This window comes from Synechococcus lacustris str. Tous (assembly GCF_003011125.1).
Taxonomy (GTDB): Bacteria; Cyanobacteriota; Cyanobacteriia; order PCC-6307; family Cyanobiaceae; genus Synechococcus_D; species Synechococcus_D lacustris.
The window spans coordinates 37,786-53,867 of the sequence record NZ_PXVC01000005.1 but is presented as its reverse complement, the minus strand read 5'-3'; the positions used below and the strand labels follow the sequence as shown (position 1 = coordinate 53,867).

At 55.9% G+C, this 16,082-nt stretch carries 22 protein-coding genes; 11 read left to right on the top strand and 11 right to left on the bottom strand.

Annotation, left to right across the window (positions count from 1 at the left end):
- Positions 1-24: 24 nt before the first annotated feature.
- On the top strand, positions 25-249 hold the full coding sequence (locus C7K08_RS02450; protein WP_106499060.1) for a sulfurtransferase TusA family protein: 225 nt from the start codon (positions 25-27) through the stop codon (positions 247-249).
- Complete coding sequence (gene rsgA / locus C7K08_RS02445) at positions 242-1,117, top strand: ribosome small subunit-dependent GTPase A (RefSeq protein WP_241536974.1); 876 nt, start codon at positions 242-244, stop codon at positions 1,115-1,117. Before C7K08_RS02450 ends, rsgA begins: the two co-directional genes overlap by 8 nt.
- Here rsgA and C7K08_RS02440 read toward each other — a convergent pair whose 3' ends face one another.
- From C7K08_RS02440 to murC, 3 genes are read right to left on the bottom strand one after another with little or no spacing between them, the layout of a single operon-like run.
- On the bottom strand, positions 1,118-1,459 hold the full coding sequence (locus tag C7K08_RS02440; RefSeq protein WP_106499059.1) for a YbaB/EbfC family nucleoid-associated protein: 342 nt from the start codon (positions 1,457-1,459) through the stop codon (positions 1,118-1,120).
- A 26-nt stretch (positions 1,460-1,485) separates the two neighbouring features.
- Positions 1,486-2,382 (bottom strand): UDP-N-acetylmuramate dehydrogenase, encoded by an 897-nt coding sequence (murB, locus tag C7K08_RS02435; protein WP_106499058.1) that lies wholly within the window; start codon positions 2,380-2,382, stop codon positions 1,486-1,488.
- A gap of 3 nt (positions 2,383-2,385) precedes the next feature.
- The gene (gene murC, locus C7K08_RS02430; RefSeq protein WP_241536980.1) at positions 2,386-3,756 is read right to left on the bottom strand and encodes a UDP-N-acetylmuramate--L-alanine ligase; all 1,371 of its coding nucleotides are present in this window, start codon (positions 3,754-3,756) and stop codon (positions 2,386-2,388) included.
- Between the two features lie 202 nt (positions 3,757-3,958).
- On the opposite strand from murC, the gene C7K08_RS02425 reads away from it, so the two are divergent.
- Positions 3,959-4,981, top strand: coding sequence for a type I glyceraldehyde-3-phosphate dehydrogenase (locus C7K08_RS02425; protein WP_106499056.1), 1,023 nt, complete (start codon positions 3,959-3,961; stop codon positions 4,979-4,981).
- A 1-nt stretch (position 4,982) separates the two neighbouring features.
- Here C7K08_RS02425 and thiL read toward each other — a convergent pair whose 3' ends face one another.
- Positions 4,983-5,945 carry a thiamine-phosphate kinase gene (gene thiL, locus C7K08_RS02420; protein WP_106499055.1) on the bottom strand — a complete coding sequence of 321 codons (963 nt, stop codon included), beginning with the start codon at positions 5,943-5,945 and terminating at the stop codon, positions 4,983-4,985.
- A complete protein-coding gene (locus C7K08_RS02415) occupies positions 5,938-6,993 on the bottom strand; it encodes a peptidylprolyl isomerase (RefSeq protein WP_106499054.1) in 1,056 nt (351 codons plus the stop codon). Before C7K08_RS02415 ends, thiL begins: the two co-directional genes overlap by 8 nt.
- A gap of 79 nt (positions 6,994-7,072) precedes the next feature.
- On the opposite strand from C7K08_RS02415, the gene efp reads away from it, so the two are divergent.
- Complete coding sequence (gene efp / locus C7K08_RS02410; protein ID WP_106499097.1) at positions 7,073-7,633, top strand: elongation factor P; 561 nt, start codon at positions 7,073-7,075, stop codon at positions 7,631-7,633.
- Positions 7,634-7,638: 5 nt separating this feature from the next.
- Positions 7,639-8,106: an acetyl-CoA carboxylase biotin carboxyl carrier protein gene (accB, locus tag C7K08_RS02405; protein WP_106499053.1), complete on the top strand. Its 468-nt coding sequence runs from the start codon at positions 7,639-7,641 to the stop codon at positions 8,104-8,106.
- A gap of 34 nt (positions 8,107-8,140) precedes the next feature.
- On the opposite strand, the gene pdxA is transcribed toward accB, so the two are convergent.
- The 3 genes from pdxA to C7K08_RS02390 all read right to left on the bottom strand — a co-directional run bounded on the left by pdxA (position 8,141) and on the right by C7K08_RS02390 (position 10,618).
- Positions 8,141-9,160, bottom strand: coding sequence for a 4-hydroxythreonine-4-phosphate dehydrogenase PdxA (pdxA, locus tag C7K08_RS02400; RefSeq protein WP_106499052.1), 1,020 nt, complete (start codon positions 9,158-9,160; stop codon positions 8,141-8,143).
- Positions 9,142-9,471 (bottom strand): hypothetical protein, encoded by a 330-nt coding sequence (locus tag C7K08_RS02395; protein ID WP_106499051.1) that lies wholly within the window; start codon positions 9,469-9,471, stop codon positions 9,142-9,144. Before C7K08_RS02395 ends, pdxA begins: the two co-directional genes overlap by 19 nt.
- Before the next feature lie 199 nt (positions 9,472-9,670).
- Complete coding sequence (locus C7K08_RS02390) at positions 9,671-10,618, bottom strand: SDR family oxidoreductase (protein ID WP_106499050.1); 948 nt, start codon at positions 10,616-10,618, stop codon at positions 9,671-9,673.
- A gap of 15 nt (positions 10,619-10,633) precedes the next feature.
- On the opposite strand from C7K08_RS02390, the gene C7K08_RS02385 reads away from it, so the two are divergent.
- Entirely contained in the window at positions 10,634-10,822 is a 189-nt protein-coding gene (locus tag C7K08_RS02385) for a hypothetical protein (RefSeq protein WP_106499049.1), read from the top strand.
- Positions 10,823-10,827: 5 nt separating this feature from the next.
- Here C7K08_RS02385 and C7K08_RS02380 read toward each other — a convergent pair whose 3' ends face one another.
- Positions 10,828-11,226 carry an HNH endonuclease gene (locus C7K08_RS02380; RefSeq protein ID WP_106499048.1) on the bottom strand — a complete coding sequence of 133 codons (399 nt, stop codon included), beginning with the start codon at positions 11,224-11,226 and terminating at the stop codon, positions 10,828-10,830.
- Between the two features lie 150 nt (positions 11,227-11,376).
- Here C7K08_RS02380 and C7K08_RS02375 point away from each other — a divergent pair, with 150 nt between their 5' ends.
- Positions 11,377-12,960 carry an SNF2-related protein gene (locus C7K08_RS02375; protein ID WP_241536979.1) on the top strand — a complete coding sequence of 528 codons (1,584 nt, stop codon included), beginning with the start codon at positions 11,377-11,379 and terminating at the stop codon, positions 12,958-12,960.
- Between the two features lie 27 nt (positions 12,961-12,987).
- Here the strand turns inward: C7K08_RS02375 and C7K08_RS02370 are convergent, their stop codons facing one another.
- On the bottom strand, positions 12,988-13,392 hold the full coding sequence (locus C7K08_RS02370; protein WP_161955797.1) for a hypothetical protein: 405 nt from the start codon (positions 13,390-13,392) through the stop codon (positions 12,988-12,990).
- Positions 13,325-13,720, bottom strand: coding sequence for a DUF6554 family protein (locus C7K08_RS02365; protein ID WP_106499046.1), 396 nt, complete (start codon positions 13,718-13,720; stop codon positions 13,325-13,327). Before C7K08_RS02365 ends, C7K08_RS02370 begins: the two co-directional genes overlap by 68 nt.
- Before the next feature lie 116 nt (positions 13,721-13,836).
- Here C7K08_RS02365 and C7K08_RS02360 point away from each other — a divergent pair, with 116 nt between their 5' ends.
- From C7K08_RS02360 to C7K08_RS02345, 4 genes are read left to right on the top strand one after another with little or no spacing between them, the layout of a single operon-like run.
- Positions 13,837-14,145 (top strand): hypothetical protein, encoded by a 309-nt coding sequence (locus C7K08_RS02360; RefSeq protein WP_241536973.1) that lies wholly within the window; start codon positions 13,837-13,839, stop codon positions 14,143-14,145.
- Positions 14,146-14,169: 24 nt separating this feature from the next.
- On the top strand, positions 14,170-14,529 hold the full coding sequence (locus C7K08_RS02355; RefSeq protein WP_106499045.1) for a LexA family protein: 360 nt from the start codon (positions 14,170-14,172) through the stop codon (positions 14,527-14,529).
- Between the two features lie 4 nt (positions 14,530-14,533).
- Positions 14,534-15,811 carry a Y-family DNA polymerase gene (locus C7K08_RS02350; RefSeq protein WP_106499044.1) on the top strand — a complete coding sequence of 426 codons (1,278 nt, stop codon included), beginning with the start codon at positions 14,534-14,536 and terminating at the stop codon, positions 15,809-15,811.
- A 47-nt stretch (positions 15,812-15,858) separates the two neighbouring features.
- Positions 15,859-16,062, top strand: a complete 204-nt coding sequence (locus C7K08_RS02345) for a hypothetical protein (protein ID WP_106499043.1) — start codon at positions 15,859-15,861, stop codon at positions 16,060-16,062.
- Positions 16,063-16,082: the final 20 nt, after the last annotated feature.

The window sequence follows — 16,082 nt, the reverse complement described above, 5'->3', positions numbered from 1 at the left end:
TGATAATTAATTTCAAACTTTGCCATCACCGTGCTTGATTTGCGTGGCACACCCTGCCCCTTAAATTTTATCCGCACCCGCCTTGCCCTTGAAGCATTAGCGCCGGGCAGCACCCTGCAGGTGTGGCTTGATGCTGGTGAACCGGATCGCCTGGTGGTGGAATCCCTGCAGGGTTCAGATCAGGTAAAGCAGTTAGAACGCATACCTCAAATCGATGGTTCGGTGCAGTTAAAGATCATCCGTGGCTGAATTGCTGCGGGCTCAGGTGATGGCCCTAGAGGCAAATTTTTGCAGAGTTAAATTGCAACAACCCGGCCCAGCCGGCCAACAAATATTGCTTTGCACCCGTCGTTCGCGCCTTGCTCACCAAGGCGAACAGGTAATGGTGGGCGATTGGGTGGGCCTTGATGGTGTTGATTGGCTTGACGGCCGCGCCGCCATTGCCGCCCTTGAGCCCCGCAGCAGCAGCCTGCAGCGGCCAGCCCTTGCCAACGCAGATCGGGTGGTGGTGGTGGTGGCTTTGGCCCAACCCAGCCTTGATGCCCAAGGGCTCAGCAGATTTTTGCTCAGCGCTGAAGCCACTGGCCTTGAGGTGCTGCCTGTGCTCAGCAAGGCCGATTTAGTTAGCAGCGAGCAGTGTTTGGAATGGCTTGAGCGCCTGCGCAGTTGGGGTTATGAACCCCACAGCATCGCCCATGGCAACGTTCAGGCCCTCGAGGGCTTGCGTTTGCGGTTATGCCCTGGCATCTCAGTGCTCTGCGGCCCCAGTGGTGTGGGTAAAACCAGCTTGCTGAATGCTTTGCTGCCCGATTTGCAACTGCGAACCGCTGCAGTTTCTGGAAAGTTGCAACGGGGCCGCCATACCACCCGCCATGTGGAACTCTTTCCGCTAGCGCCAAACGCTTTGCTCGCTGATACTCCGGGTTTTAATCGACCTGAATTGCCCCCTAATCCAGGGGAATTTGCTTCTTTATTTCCTGAAATTCGCCAGCAGCTCAGGGCTGGTAGGCGCTGTCGTTTTAATGATTGCCGCCACCTACAGGAACCGGGCTGTGGGCTTGAGCGCAGCTGGGAGCGTTATGGGTTGTATCAAAGCCTGATGCAGGATCAGCTGTGATCAACCGTTAAACCCAGGCAGATTGAGGTTTAAACCGCCAGTGAGCTCCTCCATTTTTCCCTTCATGGTGGCGCTGGATTGGGCGTAGGCATTTTGCAAAGCTTCCAGGGTGGCCGCTTCCGTTGCTTCCTTACCTTCTGTGAGCAATTCGGCTGCTAACTGCACCCGCAAAGGCTGCTGGTTGCCCGATAACCAGATGCTGGCAAGGCCATTAACACTGGTGCCTTCAATTTCCATGGCATCCAGTTCTTCCTGGAGCTTTTGGGCATCTTGCTGAATCTGCTGCGCTTTCTTGAAGGCTTCGGTTAGTTGACCGAAGTTGGGTAGTCCGAAACCGGCCATGGCCCCTTTGAACAAGTGAAATCAGGTTAAGCCGCCGCCTGCAGGCTTTCACTAAACACCCCTAAACGAATCACTTCTGGATGCAGCCAGAAGCCATGGGATTTATGCACAACAGTTTGCACATGGCTAATCAGCGCCTGGATATCGGCGGCCTTAGCGCCTCCGTTATTAACAATGAAATTTGCATGGATTTCCGATACCTCAGCAGCGCCAATGCGATATCCCTTCAGGTTTAGGGCTTCGATCAAGCGGCCAGCTTTTTGTGGTTCAGGATTACGAAATACACTGCCGCAACTTGGCAGGTGGTATGGCTGGCTGCTGGTGCGGCTTTGCAGATTTGCACTGGTTTGAGCGCTCAGCAGGCTGGGGTTTTGACCCGGAGTTAACTGAAATCGGGCTGAAAGCACCACTAACTTTTCAGTTTGGAGGCGGCTATGGCGATAGCTGTAATCCATCTCTTGATTGCTTAAAACAAATGCTTCGCCGCCATGGGGATCAATCACGGTGGCATCGATTAAGCGTTCGGCCAGGCAGCCCCCTTGGGCGCCGGCATTCATAACAACTGCGCCACCAACGGTGCCTGGAATCCCCACCGACCATTCCAAACCGCTCAGGCCTGCCTTGGCGGCGCGGCGGGCCAGGGTGGGCAATGGTTCCCCCGCCAGGGCCTCCACCAGCCCACTGCTGCCATCTAGTTGGGCCCCCTGAAGCCGCCGGGTGCAAATCACTAAGCCAGGCAAACCCTGGTCGCTAATTAATAAATTGGAACCGGCCCCAATAATTTGTAGTGGCCTGCCTGTTTGTTTATGGGCTGCCAATATTTCCAGCAGGGCTGTTAGTGAATCCGGTTCGGCTAGATATTCAGCTGGGCCCCCCACTTTCCATGTTGTGTAGCCCCCTAGGGGTATGGACTGCTGCAGCACGGTTTAAGCGGCCGCGGCCAGGGTTTGGTTTTGCAAACGCCCCCAGATTTGATTCACATCACCTGCTCCCATCACCAGCACTAAATCCCCGGGACTTGTTTCAGTTTCAAGGGCGCTTGCCAGTTCATCAAGGCAGCCATAGGCATTCACATCAGCGCCCAGATTTTGCATCGCTTTCGCTAGGGCAGCGCTGCTGATGCCAGGGAGGGGGGATTCACCGGCGCCGTAGAGGGGCGCCAGCAGGGTTTTGGGCGCGGTGGTTAGGGCTTCGGCAAAACGGTTGAGAAATTCCGCTGTGCGCGTGTAGCGATGGGGCTGGAATACGGCCACCACCCGTTTGGGCACCCACGGCAGGGTGCTGCGCCCGGAGCTAACCATCAATTGGGCCATGCTCAGGGTGGCGGCCACCTCACTGGGGTGGTGGGCGTAGTCGTCTACCACTAAACGGCCCTGCCACTCGCCCCGCAGATCGAAGCGACGGCCAGGGGGCACCAAGCCGGTTAAGGCCTGTTGCAGGTCGTGGAAGGGGGCTCCCATCAGCCTGCAGGCACTGATGGCCGCGAGGGCATTGCTGAGGTTGTGGCGACCGGCTAAGGGAAGGCTGAGCTCCCCCAAGCGATGGCCGTTTTCGAGGTAATCCGCCCTGCTGCCGTCCCCCGCCATGCTGAGGGGTATGGCCCGGAAATAGGCTTCTTGGCCAGGGCCTTCTTCAGCCAGGCTCCAGCGGTGGTGGGCTTTGATGTGCTCTTGAAGCACTGGGCAATCGGCATTTGCGAGCACTTCGCTGCAATTGCCAGCAAAGCGCTGCATGGTTTGCACCAATGCTTCGAGGTTTGGATAAAAATCGGTGTGATCAAGCTCCAGATTTGTGATTACGCCAAGGGCAGGGTGAAATTGCACCAGGGAGCCATCGGATTCATCGGCTTCTGCCACCAACAGATTGCTGGCACCGGTGCGGGCATTGCTACCAAAAGCTGGCACCACACCACCGATGATTGCTGTGGGGTCCATGCCCACGGCGCTTAGCAAACTGGCGATCAGGCTGCTGGTGGTGGTTTTGCCATGGCTGCCGGCAACGGCAATGCTGCGTTGCTCAGCGATTAACCAAGCGAGAAGGGCGGCCCGGTGGCATATTTCAAGCCCCGCGGCTTTTGCGGCAAGCAACTCTGGATTGTTAGCTGGAATCGCGCTGCTGATTACCACCAATGGTGAGCAGGAAACACCACTGCGGATTGCATCAACCGTGGCCTTGTTTTGATCCCTAAAAATGCGGGCACCCCGTTTGCGCAACCCCTGGGATAAATCCGATTGACGCGGATCTGAACCGCTTACGGCATAGCCGCGGTCGGCCAGGATCCCAGCAAGGGCAGACATGCCAATGCCCCCAACACCAATGAAGTGCACAGGGCGCTCAGGGGGGAGGGAGAGTTGGCTGCTCAATGCTGAGGAAAGGGTGAGCAGAACTTAAACCCTCTGGGTGGAATGGCAAAAAACTTTGACTAGTTTCAAAACACGTTTGGGTCTGTATGATTCGCAGCCAAATTCCCTTTTTTACTGGGATTCCCTCTGAGCTGCCATGACCCTTCGTGTTGCCATTAACGGATTCGGCCGTATCGGGCGCAATTTCATGCGCTGCTGGCTGAGCCGCGGTGCCAACACGGGCATCGAAGTTGTTGGTTTAAACGACACTTCCGATCCCAAAACCAATGCCCACCTGCTCACCTACGACTCAATGCTGGGCAGGATTCGCGACACTGAAGTGGGCTACACCGACGACACCATCACGGTGAATGGCAGGCCGATCAAATGCTTTTCAGATCGCAACCCCCTCAACCTGCCTTGGAAGGAATGGGAAGTTGATTTAGTTATTGAAGCCACGGGTGTTTTTGTTGATAAAGCAGGAGCTGGTAAGCACATTCAGGCCGGTGCCAAAAAAGTATTGATCACAGCCCCTGGCAAAGGTGAAGGGGTGGGTACTTTTGTGGTGGGAGTAAACGCTGATCAATATCGCCATGAAGATTTCGACATCATCAGCAATGCCAGCTGCACCACCAATTGCATGGCGCCATTGGTGAAGGTGCTCGATCAAACCTTCGGCATCGTGAAGGGCACGATGACCACCACCCACAGCTACACAGGCGACCAACGCATCCTGGATGCCTCCCACCGCGACCTGCGCCGGGCCCGGGCAGCCGCCATCAACATCGTTCCCACCTCCACTGGTGCTGCAAGCGCCGTTGCCTTGGTTTACCCACCCATGAAGGGCAAATTGAGCGGCATTGCCATGCGGGTACCCACCCCAAATGTGTCGGTGGTGGACATGGTGCTTGAAGTGGCGCGCGCCACCAATAAAGACGAAGTGAATGCTGCCCTTAAGGCCGCCTCTGAGGGTTCGATGAAAGGGATCATTAAATATTCCGACCTGCCGCTTGTTTCCTCCGACCATGCCGGCACCGATGAATCAACCATCGTTGATTCAGAGCTCACCCTGGTGATGGGCGACAACATGGTGAAAGTTATTTCCTGGTACGACAACGAATGGGGTTACAGCCAGCGGGTGGTTGATCTAGCTGAAGTGGTGGCACGCAACTGGGCCTGAACTAATTGCCTTTGAAATGTTCATAACCCCTGCCCACCGGTAGGGGTTTTTTATTGCTTAACCAACAGGGTGGCCCGGGCTTATCCCCAAGCCAACCAATGCATTGGGCCCCAGGCAGCTGGGCAACAAAGTTATCTGCCCAAAGGGGATCAAGGGCTAAAACCAACTCAAAATCCTCACCACCATCAAGGCACCAGGGTTCCAATGGGCCCATGTTCAGATCCAGCATTGGTTGGTGGCCGCAGGCGTTGCCCAGCAATTCCAGGCTGCGGCGTAGGCCATCGCTGCTATCGGTGCCTGCCACCCGCCAGGGGCATGCTGCCGGCTGGCTCTGATGCAAAGCCGCCACCGCATCAAAGCGGGGTATTGGTTGTTGATGGGCCTTGATCGCTGCTTGTTTCAGGCTTTCACTTAGATGGCTTGTGGCTGGATCGTTGGGGTTTTGCAGCAGCTGTAGCCCTAGGCCACTCAGGCCATGGGGTCCACTAACCACCAAGCGATCACCAGCCCTGCCGGCCCCGCGCCGAATCAAGCGATCGGCAGCCACCTTGCCGATGGCAGTGATAGCAAGCATCACCACCGGTGCGCTGCTGCAATCACCACCCAATAGCTGGCAGTTATGGCGTTTTAGCAATGCTGAGAGGCCCCCATAAACCGCCTCAACCCAGGCCAGGGGTGTGTGGCCAGGGGCAGCGAGGGCAACGGTTATTCCCTCGGCCTCAAGGCAGCCCATCGCAGCTAAATCAGAGAGATTCGCAGCGGCAGCACGCCAACCAACACTGAAAGCTGGGGTGGTGTTAGCTGAAAAATGAACCCCTTCCACCATGGCATCGGTGCTAATTACCCGCTGCAGCTGTTGATCAGGCGCCAGAAGGGCCGCATCATCATCAAATTGACCCGCTGCAGCAAAACAACTGAGCTTGGCGATTAGTTCTGCTTCGCCAAGCTCAGCTAATTCAGCCATGGGCTTGCAGATTTTCAGCTCCACTAAGCAGGGTGATTGTTTCAATTTTGTCGTCTACGCCAAGATTTTCCAACACATCAAATCCATCCACCACATAGCCGAACACGGCGTAGCGACCATCCACCAAATTCAAGCCAGCAGGTGTTAATTCAGCTTCGTAGAGAAAAAAGAAAAATTGTGAGGATCCATCGCCTAGGGCTTCGTCTGAATGGGCCCAACCCATGGTGCCGAGGGTGGCAAAAGGTAGTACTGGGGTGGTTTTAAATAAACCCAGATCCTCAAATGTTTTGTTGTATTGCGGTTGCTTTTCGCCCGGCACCATGATTTCCAATGGCACCTGGCGTTCGCCCTTGCTGCCATCGGGGATGTAGCCCGTGGCAGCTCCTACGGGGTCACCGGTTTGCAGAACGTAGAAATCTTCAGCGCGGTTGAAGGGCAGGTTGTTGTAGAAGCCGCGCTGCACTAAATCCACAAATGCGCCTGCGGTTAGGGGGGCGTTGTAGCCATCAACCACGGCGGTGAGGTTGCCTTTATTGGTGCGAATTTCCACGCTTGCCCGGCCCAGCAGTCGCGGCAGGTTGTTGAACTCCTCAGGGATTTCATAGGGAAAACTTTCAATGGCAAGCTCTTCTAAACGGCCCACCGCCGCTAGCACCTCTCGCCTTTGCTCGAGGAATTCATCACGGTTTTGGCTTTCGCTGCTGCTGCATAGGTTGATTAGGTTTTGTTGCAAATTTTCTATTTCTTGCTTTGCCGTTTCCTGCTGCTGGGGTGGCAGATCGCCAATGATGCGCCCCTGCCTTTGATTGAGCAGTTTTGAGGAGCGTTCGCAGGCCTGTTGGATGCTGCTCCAGCGGCGGGCCCGCAGGTCGTTGCTGGTGCCTTCGAGGCGATGTTGCAATTCCCGCAGGTCGGGTTGCTGTACCGGCAGGGAATCCCTCAGGATCGCCGCAGGGTCGGTTATTGCGTTGCCGGGGGGCAGGGCAGCCAAAACCTCCCCAGGATTTGAGATGCTGAACCCCAAGGCCAAGGCGAGGGCCAACAGCATTGAATAAATGGTGCTGGGCACGGCCGCTGCTTCGGTAGCGCAGACCACCGTACAATCCGCCTCAATCCTTTCTGCCGGAATGATCTCTAGCAACGACTTCCGCACCGGCACCACAATCGAGCTTGATGGTCAGGTATGGCGCGTGGTGGAGTTCCTCCACGTGAAGCCGGGCAAGGGTTCTGCCTTTGTGCGCACGAAACTGAAATCAGCCCAAAGCGGCAGCGTGGTGGAAAAAACCTTCAGGGCCGGCGAGATGGTTGCCTCCGCCCTGTTGGAAAAATCCACCCTTCAGCACACCTACATGGAGGCTGAGGAATATGTGTTTATGGACATGGCCAGTTTTGAGGAAACCCGCCTCACCGCAAAGCAAATCGGTGATGGCAAGAAATACCTGAAAGAAGGCATGGAGGTGAGTGTGGTGGCTTGGAATGGCAAGCCGATCGAGGTGGAACTGCCAAATTCGGTGGTGCTTGAAGTAACCCAAACCGACCCTGGCGTTAAGGGCGACACCGCCACCGGTGGCACCAAGCCAGCGATTGTGGAAACCGGCGCCCAGGTGATGGTGCCCCTTTTCATCACCATTGGTGAGAAAATCAAAATTGATACCCGTTCCGACAGTTACCTAGGTCGGGAGTCCTGAGGGAGATGGAGATGGACCAAAAGGAATTGCGTTCGCTACTGGATTTCCTTTCCACCAGCGACATTCAGGAATTCAAGCTCGAAGGCGATGATTTTCGCCTTGAGGTGCGTCGCAATTTGCCGGCCCCACTGGCACCGCCGCCGGCAGCGCCAGTGGCTATCGCGCCTGCACCGGCTCAAGCCGCAGCAGCTCCGCCAACGCCCCCCCCTGCAGCTGCAGCCAGCCGCAGTGATTTAATTGAAATCAAGGCGCCAATGGTGGGTACTTTTTATAGCTCTCCAGCCCCTGGAGAGGATGCTTTTGTGCAAATAGGTAGCAAGGTAAGCATCGGCCAAACCATTTGCATCCTTGAAGCAATGAAGTTGATGAATGAACTAGAAGCTGAACAATCGGGTGAAGTTGTTGAGATTTTAGTTACAAATGGCACGCCAGTGGAATACAACCAAGTATTGATGCTTTTGAGGCCTGTTTAGGGCTCTATTAATTATTTAGCCAAGCTCAAGGGATTTAACCAAGCTCAATGGCAGTATTAATTGCAGCCACCATGCTTTCAGCCCTAGCAATACCTTTGCCTGCCAAATTAAAGGCGGTGCCGTGGTCGGGGGAGGTGCGTAAAAACGGTAGGCCAAGGGTTGTGTTAACAGCCTGATCAAAGGCTAATAACTTCGTTGGGATCAGGCCTTGGTCGTGATACAAGGCCAAATAACCATCCATCGCTTTTTGATTAGGGCCTGCGGCAGCAGGCTGGTGCCACGCTTCACTTGCCCCAAGCCAACAGCTATCTGGTGCTATTGGCCCCTCTAGATTGAGGCCAGCTTGCCCATTATTTGCGGGGCAGCGAAGCTTATTTAGCAATGGTGTGATCCATTCAATTTCCTCTGTTCCCAATTCCCCTTCTTCACCAGCATGGGGATTTAAACCGGCTATTGCTAGCTTTGGTGCAGGGTTAAAACGTAGGCAAAAGTTGTTTAGTTGTTCGATCCTTTTCTCTAATAGTGCGGGGGTGAGGCTTTCCGAAACCTTGCTGAGGGGAATGTGGGTGGTGGCAAGCAATGTATTAAAACGCCAGCCGTTATGGGGTGAGCAAGCGGTGAATAACATCGCCGCAGCTTTTGCGTTGCAAAGTTCAGCCAAGCGCTCTGTTTGTCCTGGATAGTGGTGGCCGGCGGCATGCCACCAATGTTTTGCAATCGGAGCTGTGCATAGGGCAGTGCAATCGCCTGCTAGCACTGCTTCGGTGGCGGCAGTGAGCCAAGCAAAACCAGCGCTGCCGCTAGCAGCGCTGCCCTGGCCGGGGCTAATCGAATGGTTTAGCGGCAAATGCAGCAGCTCAAGTTCAGCAGGCGAACAAAGGCCACCGATCCCTTGGGCTTGCAGCTGGGCGAAGCTAGTTTCCAGCCAGTGGCGACAACCCACCAATAGGGGATTGAAATTTGGCTGCAGTTCACGAATTTGTTGGATGGCTTTGAGTACCACCTCTGCCCCGATCCCGGCGGGATCACCAAGGGCTATTGCAATACGGGGCAATCCACCTCCACTCCCTGCAGGCTATTAAGTGTGTTGATTAGGGTTTGAAAAGCAGCGAGGCAAGGGTTGTGTTTGCTGGTGGCAATCGCTTCATTGCTCACAACGCATTGCAGTTCGTTGTTTGGGGTTTGGTCCATTTGAACCAGTACGCGGTCCCTCAGCCGCTGCACGGGAGCTGTTTCGATCAAACTGATTGAACCTTCAGCGCTCGAGCGCACCTTGAAACCGATCTGCTCAAGTGCTTTGGTGGCAGGGGTTATCAGAGAATCTCCTTCCTGCTTAGATCTGGTGAAGCACTCGTACCTTGCCATCTAATTATTGTTTACATTTCAGTTTAAGAACACCATAAGCCGCTTTAATTCACAGTCTTTTTAGGCACACTTTCCAAGCCGGCCGCCATGCTTCGTTTGCTGCTAATAGCTGGGTTGCTGCTGGGGCTAGGCATTGGCCTGCAGCGCGGTTGGCTTGAAATTCGCTGGGACCGCCTCGGCCATGATTTGCAGCGGCAAATCAATCCAGCTGATGGGGGTTCAAAAAACCCTCCTCGTTGAAACAGGCCCGTAAGCCCTCTCGGTAGGTGGGATATCTGAGTTGATAGGCGAGCTCAACGCACAAAAGCCGGTTGCTTACCCTGCGGTTTTCCTGCCAAAAACTTTTTGCCATCGGGCTTAATTCAGCCTCGATACTGGCGTAGCTTTGAAAAGCTGGCAGCTCACAACCCAAGAGATGGGCGGCATAGCTCCAGGTGTTGCTGCTGGGGGCTGGCAAGTTGTCGATCACGTTTAGCAAAGCAGGCCGTTGCGCTGGAGCCAGGGCAATGCAATGGAGCAGGGCGCCAACAATGTCGTCTACATGAATGCGGCCAAACACTTGGCCTGGTTTATGCACCAACCTGCCCAGCCCACGGCTCAGGGCCGCCAAAGGATTGCGACCTGGTCCATAAATTCCAGGCAGGCGAAATATTTGTAGGGGCAAGCCTTGATCTGCCCAGGCCCGCTCACAGGCGAGGCGGGCGGCGCTGCGTGCTTGTAGTGGTTCATTGGGGGCAGTTTGTTCATCCACCCAGCGCCCTTGGCTATCGCCATAAACGCCCGTGCTTGATAGGTAGCCCACCCAGCGCAGGGGTAATTCCTGCAGCAATGGCCCGAGGCAACGCAGGCAGGGATCAGTGCCGCTTAATTCCGGCGGGGCAGTGCTGAGCAGGTGGGTGGTGCCGGCTAGGGCCTCCAGGGGCGGCAGTTCACCGGTTTCACTGTTGAACAGCAGCTGGAAATCAGCGTTTTGGTGTTGCCGCTTGGTGATCAGCACCTTGCCACCGCGGCGTTGCACTTCAGCAGCCAGCCTTTTGCCGCTGTAGCCCCCACCGATTATCAGCAACTGAAAATCGGCTGGCAGGGGCTCCAGCAGCCCCGCCTTGACAAAATTCAACTCCGCGGGTACATCTGTACTCGTATTCATTGGTACGTGCGTTCCATGGCTCAGTCTTCCTTGCGGGTTCGTGCTTGGGTTCGCCCTTGCGCTCTTAGGGCTAAGCGCTGTGTTGCCCCTTCCATCCTCACTGCCGTGGTGGCCATGGCTGGACTAATCCTGCCGGAGCAACCACAGCTGCAAGAGCAGATCTGTTTGCAATACAGCAGTGCAACCGCTTGCAAAGTGTGGTGAGCTAACTAAGCGGCTTGCAAATTTAGGTTGGCTTGCGGCGTTGTTGCTTCGGAGTTTTGGTCTGGGGTAGCCCATTGCAAGAGGCGAATCGCCAATCTGAGGTCGCCATCAAGCCAGGCGCGGATCGCCATGGCCCGGCGTGGATCGTAGAAACGCTGGCGGCGATACCACTGAAAAGCATCGGAATCGCTTTTGTGGCCGTTGCAGGAAAGGCAAGAGGGCACGCAATTCTCGGTAACGCTTAAACCGCCGCGGCTGCGGGGCAACACATGATCTATGGATTCGGAGGGTTTACCGCAGTAGATGCAGCACCTTTGCGTGTGTTCGTGAAGCGATTGACGCCAATGGCGCACTCGGAGCTTGGGACACAGTTCCTCAAGGAACACCGCATCGCTTGCATGCATCCGAAACCCCCCGGATATGCCTCAAGTGTGGGGTCTGTAAGCCCAGTGTCAATGTGTTTAAGGCTGCACTTTTGGCTCTTTTTTCTGGTTTAGCTCCAACCCTTGTGCTGCGTTTAAAAAGCTTTAAATTTATTCTTGGCTCCGTTGGTTGTGGTTAACGGTTTTTCGCTTACCGCCGCCGGGGACGTTTTATTTCGTTGCCCTTTTGATCCCGTTACGGTGGCGCAATTGCGTCGGATTCGGCCCCGGGGTTTTTGGCATTCCCGCCATCAAGGTTGGTTATTTCCCTTTGAGGCAGCCCAGCTGCTCAAAAACCAGTTTGGTGCGCATTTCCCCATAGATCCAGCCCTGCAGCAATGGCTTGAGGCGGTAGATCATCCCCTTCCCCCCTTGCCAACCCACGCCAATTTGGTGGCAGCGGCCGATTTAAACGCGCCCCTTAGCGATGGCCGGCAGCTGTTGCGCCATCAAAGGGCAGGGGTGCGTTGGCTGTTGGCCCGGCGGGGGGCAGTGCTGGCCGATGAAATGGGCCTAGGCAAAACGATCACGGCCCTAGCCGCCGCCCGTTCCTTGCTGCGCTGCAGCGACTCGCGCCTGTTAGTGGTTGCCCCTGTGGCGTTGCATCAGCACTGGCAGCGGGAAGCTTTAAGCCTTGAATTAGCGCCCCAGTTGCTCAGTTGGGCCCGCTTGCCCCAGGAGCCCCCCCCTGCTGGGGTGGTGTTGCTGGTGGATGAGGCCCACTTCGCCCAAAACATTGATGCCAAGCGCACCCAGGCCCTGTTGCGTTTGGCCCGTCATCCACGGATGCGGGCCGTGTGGTTGCTGAGCGGCACACCGCTTAAAAATGGCCGGCCAGTGCAGTTGCTTCCCTTGTTGATGGCGATTGGCCATCCTTTGGCCCGCGATCGGCGCGCCTACGAGGAATTGTTTTGCAATGGCCATTGGCGCCAGGCCGGTGCCCGCATGGTGTGGGATTGCCAAGGCGCCAGCCGGCTGGAGGAACTACAGCGGTTGCTGCGGCCGCAACTGTTGTTTCGCCGCAAAGCCGATTGTTTGGATCTACCGCCAAAGCTGCGTTGTTTCCGGCCTGTGCTTCTGGCTGCTTCCCAGCAGAAACGCCTTGATCTCGCCCTGCAACAACGGCTGGAAAACTATCGCCAACGGGCTACTGCTGGTTTAGTGCGATCCGACGCAGAAACCCTTGCCCTGCTAACGGCAATGCGTCGTTTATGCGCTTTGCAGAAATTGCCAGCCGCCATCAGCCTTGTGCAGCAGCTGCGCGCCGCTGGCGAAGCGGTGGTGTTATTCAGCAGTTTTGTGGCACCACTGGCCCAACTGCAGCGTTTTTTAGGGGGCGAGTTGCTAACGGGACAGGTGCCCCTGCTGCAAAGGCAGCAACGGCTATTGCGCTTTCAAGCTGGCAGCAGCGATCTGTTGCTTGCCACCTATGGGGTTGGTGGCATTGGGCTCGGTTTAGAACGGGCTTCCCAGGTGGTGTTGCTGGAGCGCCCCTGGACCCCAGGTGATGCCGAACAGGCGGAAGATCGTTGCCATCGCCTCGGCAGCAAAAGCACGGTTACCAGCCATTGGTTGCAGCTTGGCAGCGCTGATGCTCTTATCGATGCACTGATTCTTAGTAAGGCCGATCGCATCGAAGTGGTGCTTGCCGGCAGGCGGCGTTTATTGCAGCGTCAGCCCCTCGCCAAGATGCTTAATGAAATACTGCAGGAATAAATTAACCACTACAGAAATAGTGATTTTTTAGGGAATTCGGCAACTATCGAGGCGCACTTCAATTTCATCTTTTAGATCGCCTTTTGTTTTCACCATCGCCGCTGCTTTGCTGATGTCTGCGCAGGCGGCCGCTTTATTTTGCAGCAGGGTATGCAATAGGAAACGATCGTTTAGGGGCCTGGGATCATTTAGGTGGGCTGCCACCACGCGATTACAGCGCTCTAGGGCTTGGGGCAGGGCATTGGCATCCACATCTTTTAGGCAACTATCAACCTCAGGTTTTACCTGCCGGCAAGCCGCCACCATGAGCAGCCCCAGGCCAACGGCAGCAACGTTGGCCCAAAAACCCTTTGCCATTACTAATTCAGTAGTTGTAGCGGCTGGTGTCTGAGCTTTTGCTGGGATTTGCACTTGCACCTGGAATACTGTCAACACCCACTTCCTCACGGCCTGAATAGAGGGCACCGAGGAATTTCGCACAGCTGCTGTATTTATCTTTATTGGTAACCACCGTTTCTGTGATCAGCACAGCGGCGTGTTCCGGTGAGGTTTTAAATAGGCCACTGCTTTGACGTTTGATGCGGGCATAGGCCGCGTCCCAGCTCACCCCATGGGGATTGCCCGCCTGACGCATGAAGCAATAGATCTCGGCCCCTTTATTGCCTGCTTCCTCTGCAGCAGCTGGTTTGCCGTAGCTAATGCTGCCAAGAGCGAGGGCCAATGCCAACAGTTTTAAAGCCGAACCTTGAAAATGCGCCATTGCTACGCCGATCAACTGGGCCCAAGGTATCGATTGCTTGGCGTCTGTCTAGGGTTTTTCTGTGGTTCTCGATACGGTTTATGGGGCTTCCCTTGAGTTGAGGGCTGCTTTGTGTTGTGATCGCAGCAACCATTGCCGATTCCGTGCCGGAACCAATTTCGTTTCGCATCAGTCGCAGCACTGAAGGGTTGGCGGAAACCCTCGCCACCCTTTCCCACCGGCTTGTGAAGTTGGAACAGCGGCTGGCGGCCATGGAGCTGCAGTTGCAGCATGAGATCTCGCCCCATCCCCAGGAATTGGCCTCCTTGCAAACGGTGGAAGCTCTTTTGGCCGATTGCCGCTCCCTATTGGCCCAGCCTGCAGCGGAAACCCCTGAGGTGGTTTGGGAAGACTGGTCCCAGGCAGAAACCCCAGAACAGGGCTAAGATCAGTACAGATGTATTGCTTCCATGGTGGTGGGTGGCTTTCCCAGCCCTGCCGACGACTACATCGAGGCGGGATTGGATCTCAACTCGCTGTTGATTCCCCATCCGATTAGCACCTTCCTTTGGCGGGTGAGTGGTGAAGCGATGCAGGGGGCTGGCATTTTTGATGGCGACCTGCTGCTGGTGGATCGCAGCCTGCAACCGCGGCCGGGGCGGGTGGTGGTGGCTGTGTTTGAAGGGGCCTTCACCTTGAAGCGGTTGGAGCGTTTCCGCGGTGGTTTGCGTTTACAGGCCGCCCATCCCGCCTATCCCCCGATCGATCTAACAAGTGCCATGGAGCTGCAGATCTGGGGGGTTGCCACCCATGTAATCCATCCGCTTTGAGCCAGTGGCTAGCACCTTGGCTTTGATTGATTGCAACAACTTCTATGCCGCCTGCGAGCAGGCCTTTGATCCCTTGTTGCAGGGGCGGCCGGTGGTGGTGTTGTCGAATAACGATGGTTGCATCGTTGCCCGCAGCCGTGAGGCGCGCCAGCTGGGCATTGGCATGGGCACCCCTTATTTCAAGGTGGCGCAACAGTTGCAAGGCCTTGGGGTGGTGGTGCGCAGTTCTAACTACGCCCTCTATGGCGACATGAGTGCACGGGTGATGGCTTGTTTAGGGGCGCGGGTGCCGGAGTTGGAGGTGTATTCCGTGGATGAAGCCTTTGCCCGCACACCAGCTTTGGAAGCTGGGGCTTTGTTGGCTTGGGGGGCGGAATTGCGGGTGCTGGTGAAGCAACAACTCGGCCTATCGATTGCGGTTGGCATGGCGCCATCCAAGGTGCTTGCAAAATTGGCTAACCGTTTGGCCAAGGTGGATCCGGCTCGAGCTGGGGTATTTCGCTTTCCAACGGCAGCTGCTTTGGAACCCTGGCTTGAGGCGGTGCCGGTGGAGGAGATTTGGGGAGTGGGGCAACGGTTGGCCCGTTGGTGCCGCTTGCGGGGATTAACTACGGCCTGGGCCTTGAGCCAAGCCAACCCTGCCCTAGTGAAGCGTCAATGGGGGGTGGTGGGTTTGCGGCTGCAGCAGGAGCTGCGCGGCATTAGTTGCTTGCCCCTGGTGCAGGGGCCCACCCCCAAGCGGGAAACCTGCGTGAGCCGTAGTTTCAGCCAACCAATTGAGGATCTACGGCAATTGCGTGAGGCGGTAGCCACCTATGTGGTGCGGGCGGCTGAGAAGTTGCGGCGCCAACGCCAACTAACCGCTTGCCTCACGGTATTTATTCGCACCAGCCCATTCCAATCGGGTTTCTATGGCAACAGTGCCACCGTTAAGTTGCCCCTAGCTACTAACGACACCACGGTGTTGTTGCAGGCGGCTTTACCCCTGGTGGCACAGCTATTTCGCAGGGGTTACCGCTTCCATAAGGCGGGGGTGCTGTTGCAGGAACTGCAGCCCCTAGGCCAATTGCAGCAGCATTTATTTGTGTCTTTATCTCCGCAGCAACAGCAAAGGCGGGAAGCTTTGATGCAATTGGTGGATCAGCTCAATGGTCGCTTTGGTGCCGGCACCTTGCAGTGGGCGGTAACGGGCTTGCAGCCCCCTTGGTTTATGCGCCGCGGCCATCTATCACCCAGCTACACCACCAGGTTGAAGGAGTTGCCCCTAGTTCAAGCCCGTTGAGCCTCCGAAAGCTTGCGCAACGTGTCAAAATGAAAAGAAAGCGAACCATGGGCACCTTCACCCAGGCTCAATACCAAAAATCCATCAATCCCGGTTGTGAGCAACGGGGCTATGTGGAGAGTGGTCATCTGCTTGAAAAACTTGAATTCGCCTTGGCCGTAGCTGTAGGTAGTGGTGATCAAACTCGTATTCAGGAATTGCGCACAAGGATTGAAGCTTTAGGAGATAACCGTGAGGAACCGGGTACCTGAAGATTTGGATTTGCTTTTGG

Excerpts from the sequence above, each read along its gene's own strand:
- thiL (WP_106499055.1), bottom strand. The coding sequence starts at position 5,945 with ATGGCTGAATTAGCTGAGCTTGGCGAAGCAGAACTAATCGCCAAGCTC.
- C7K08_RS02425 (WP_106499056.1), top strand. The coding sequence starts at position 3,959 with ATGACCCTTCGTGTTGCCATTAACGGATTCGGCCGTATCGGGCGCAAT.
- C7K08_RS02390 (WP_106499050.1), bottom strand. The coding sequence starts at position 10,618 with ATGAATACGAGTACAGATGTACCCGCGGAGTTGAATTTTGTCAAGGCG.
- C7K08_RS02355 (WP_106499045.1), top strand. The coding sequence starts at position 14,170 with ATGGTGGTGGGTGGCTTTCCCAGCCCTGCCGACGACTACATCGAGGCG.
- C7K08_RS02395 (WP_106499051.1), bottom strand. The coding sequence starts at position 9,471 with ATGGCAAGGTACGAGTGCTTCACCAGATCTAAGCAGGAAGGAGATTCT.
- C7K08_RS02415 (WP_106499054.1), bottom strand. The coding sequence starts at position 6,993 with ATGCTGTTGGCCCTCGCCTTGGCCTTGGGGTTCAGCATCTCAAATCCT.
- C7K08_RS02440 (WP_106499059.1), bottom strand. The coding sequence starts at position 1,459 with ATGGCCGGTTTCGGACTACCCAACTTCGGTCAACTAACCGAAGCCTTC.
- accB (WP_106499053.1), top strand. The coding sequence starts at position 7,639 with ATGGAGATGGACCAAAAGGAATTGCGTTCGCTACTGGATTTCCTTTCC.
- C7K08_RS02385 (WP_106499049.1), top strand. The coding sequence starts at position 10,634 with ATGGCTCAGTCTTCCTTGCGGGTTCGTGCTTGGGTTCGCCCTTGCGCT.
- C7K08_RS02380 (WP_106499048.1), bottom strand. The coding sequence starts at position 11,226 with ATGCATGCAAGCGATGCGGTGTTCCTTGAGGAACTGTGTCCCAAGCTC.
- C7K08_RS02365 (WP_106499046.1), bottom strand. The coding sequence starts at position 13,720 with ATGGCGCATTTTCAAGGTTCGGCTTTAAAACTGTTGGCATTGGCCCTC.
- efp (WP_106499097.1), top strand. The coding sequence starts at position 7,073 with ATGATCTCTAGCAACGACTTCCGCACCGGCACCACAATCGAGCTTGAT.
- murC (WP_241536980.1), bottom strand. The coding sequence starts at position 3,756 with ATGTCTGCCCTTGCTGGGATCCTGGCCGACCGCGGCTATGCCGTAAGC.
- C7K08_RS02345 (WP_106499043.1), top strand. The coding sequence starts at position 15,859 with ATGGGCACCTTCACCCAGGCTCAATACCAAAAATCCATCAATCCCGGT.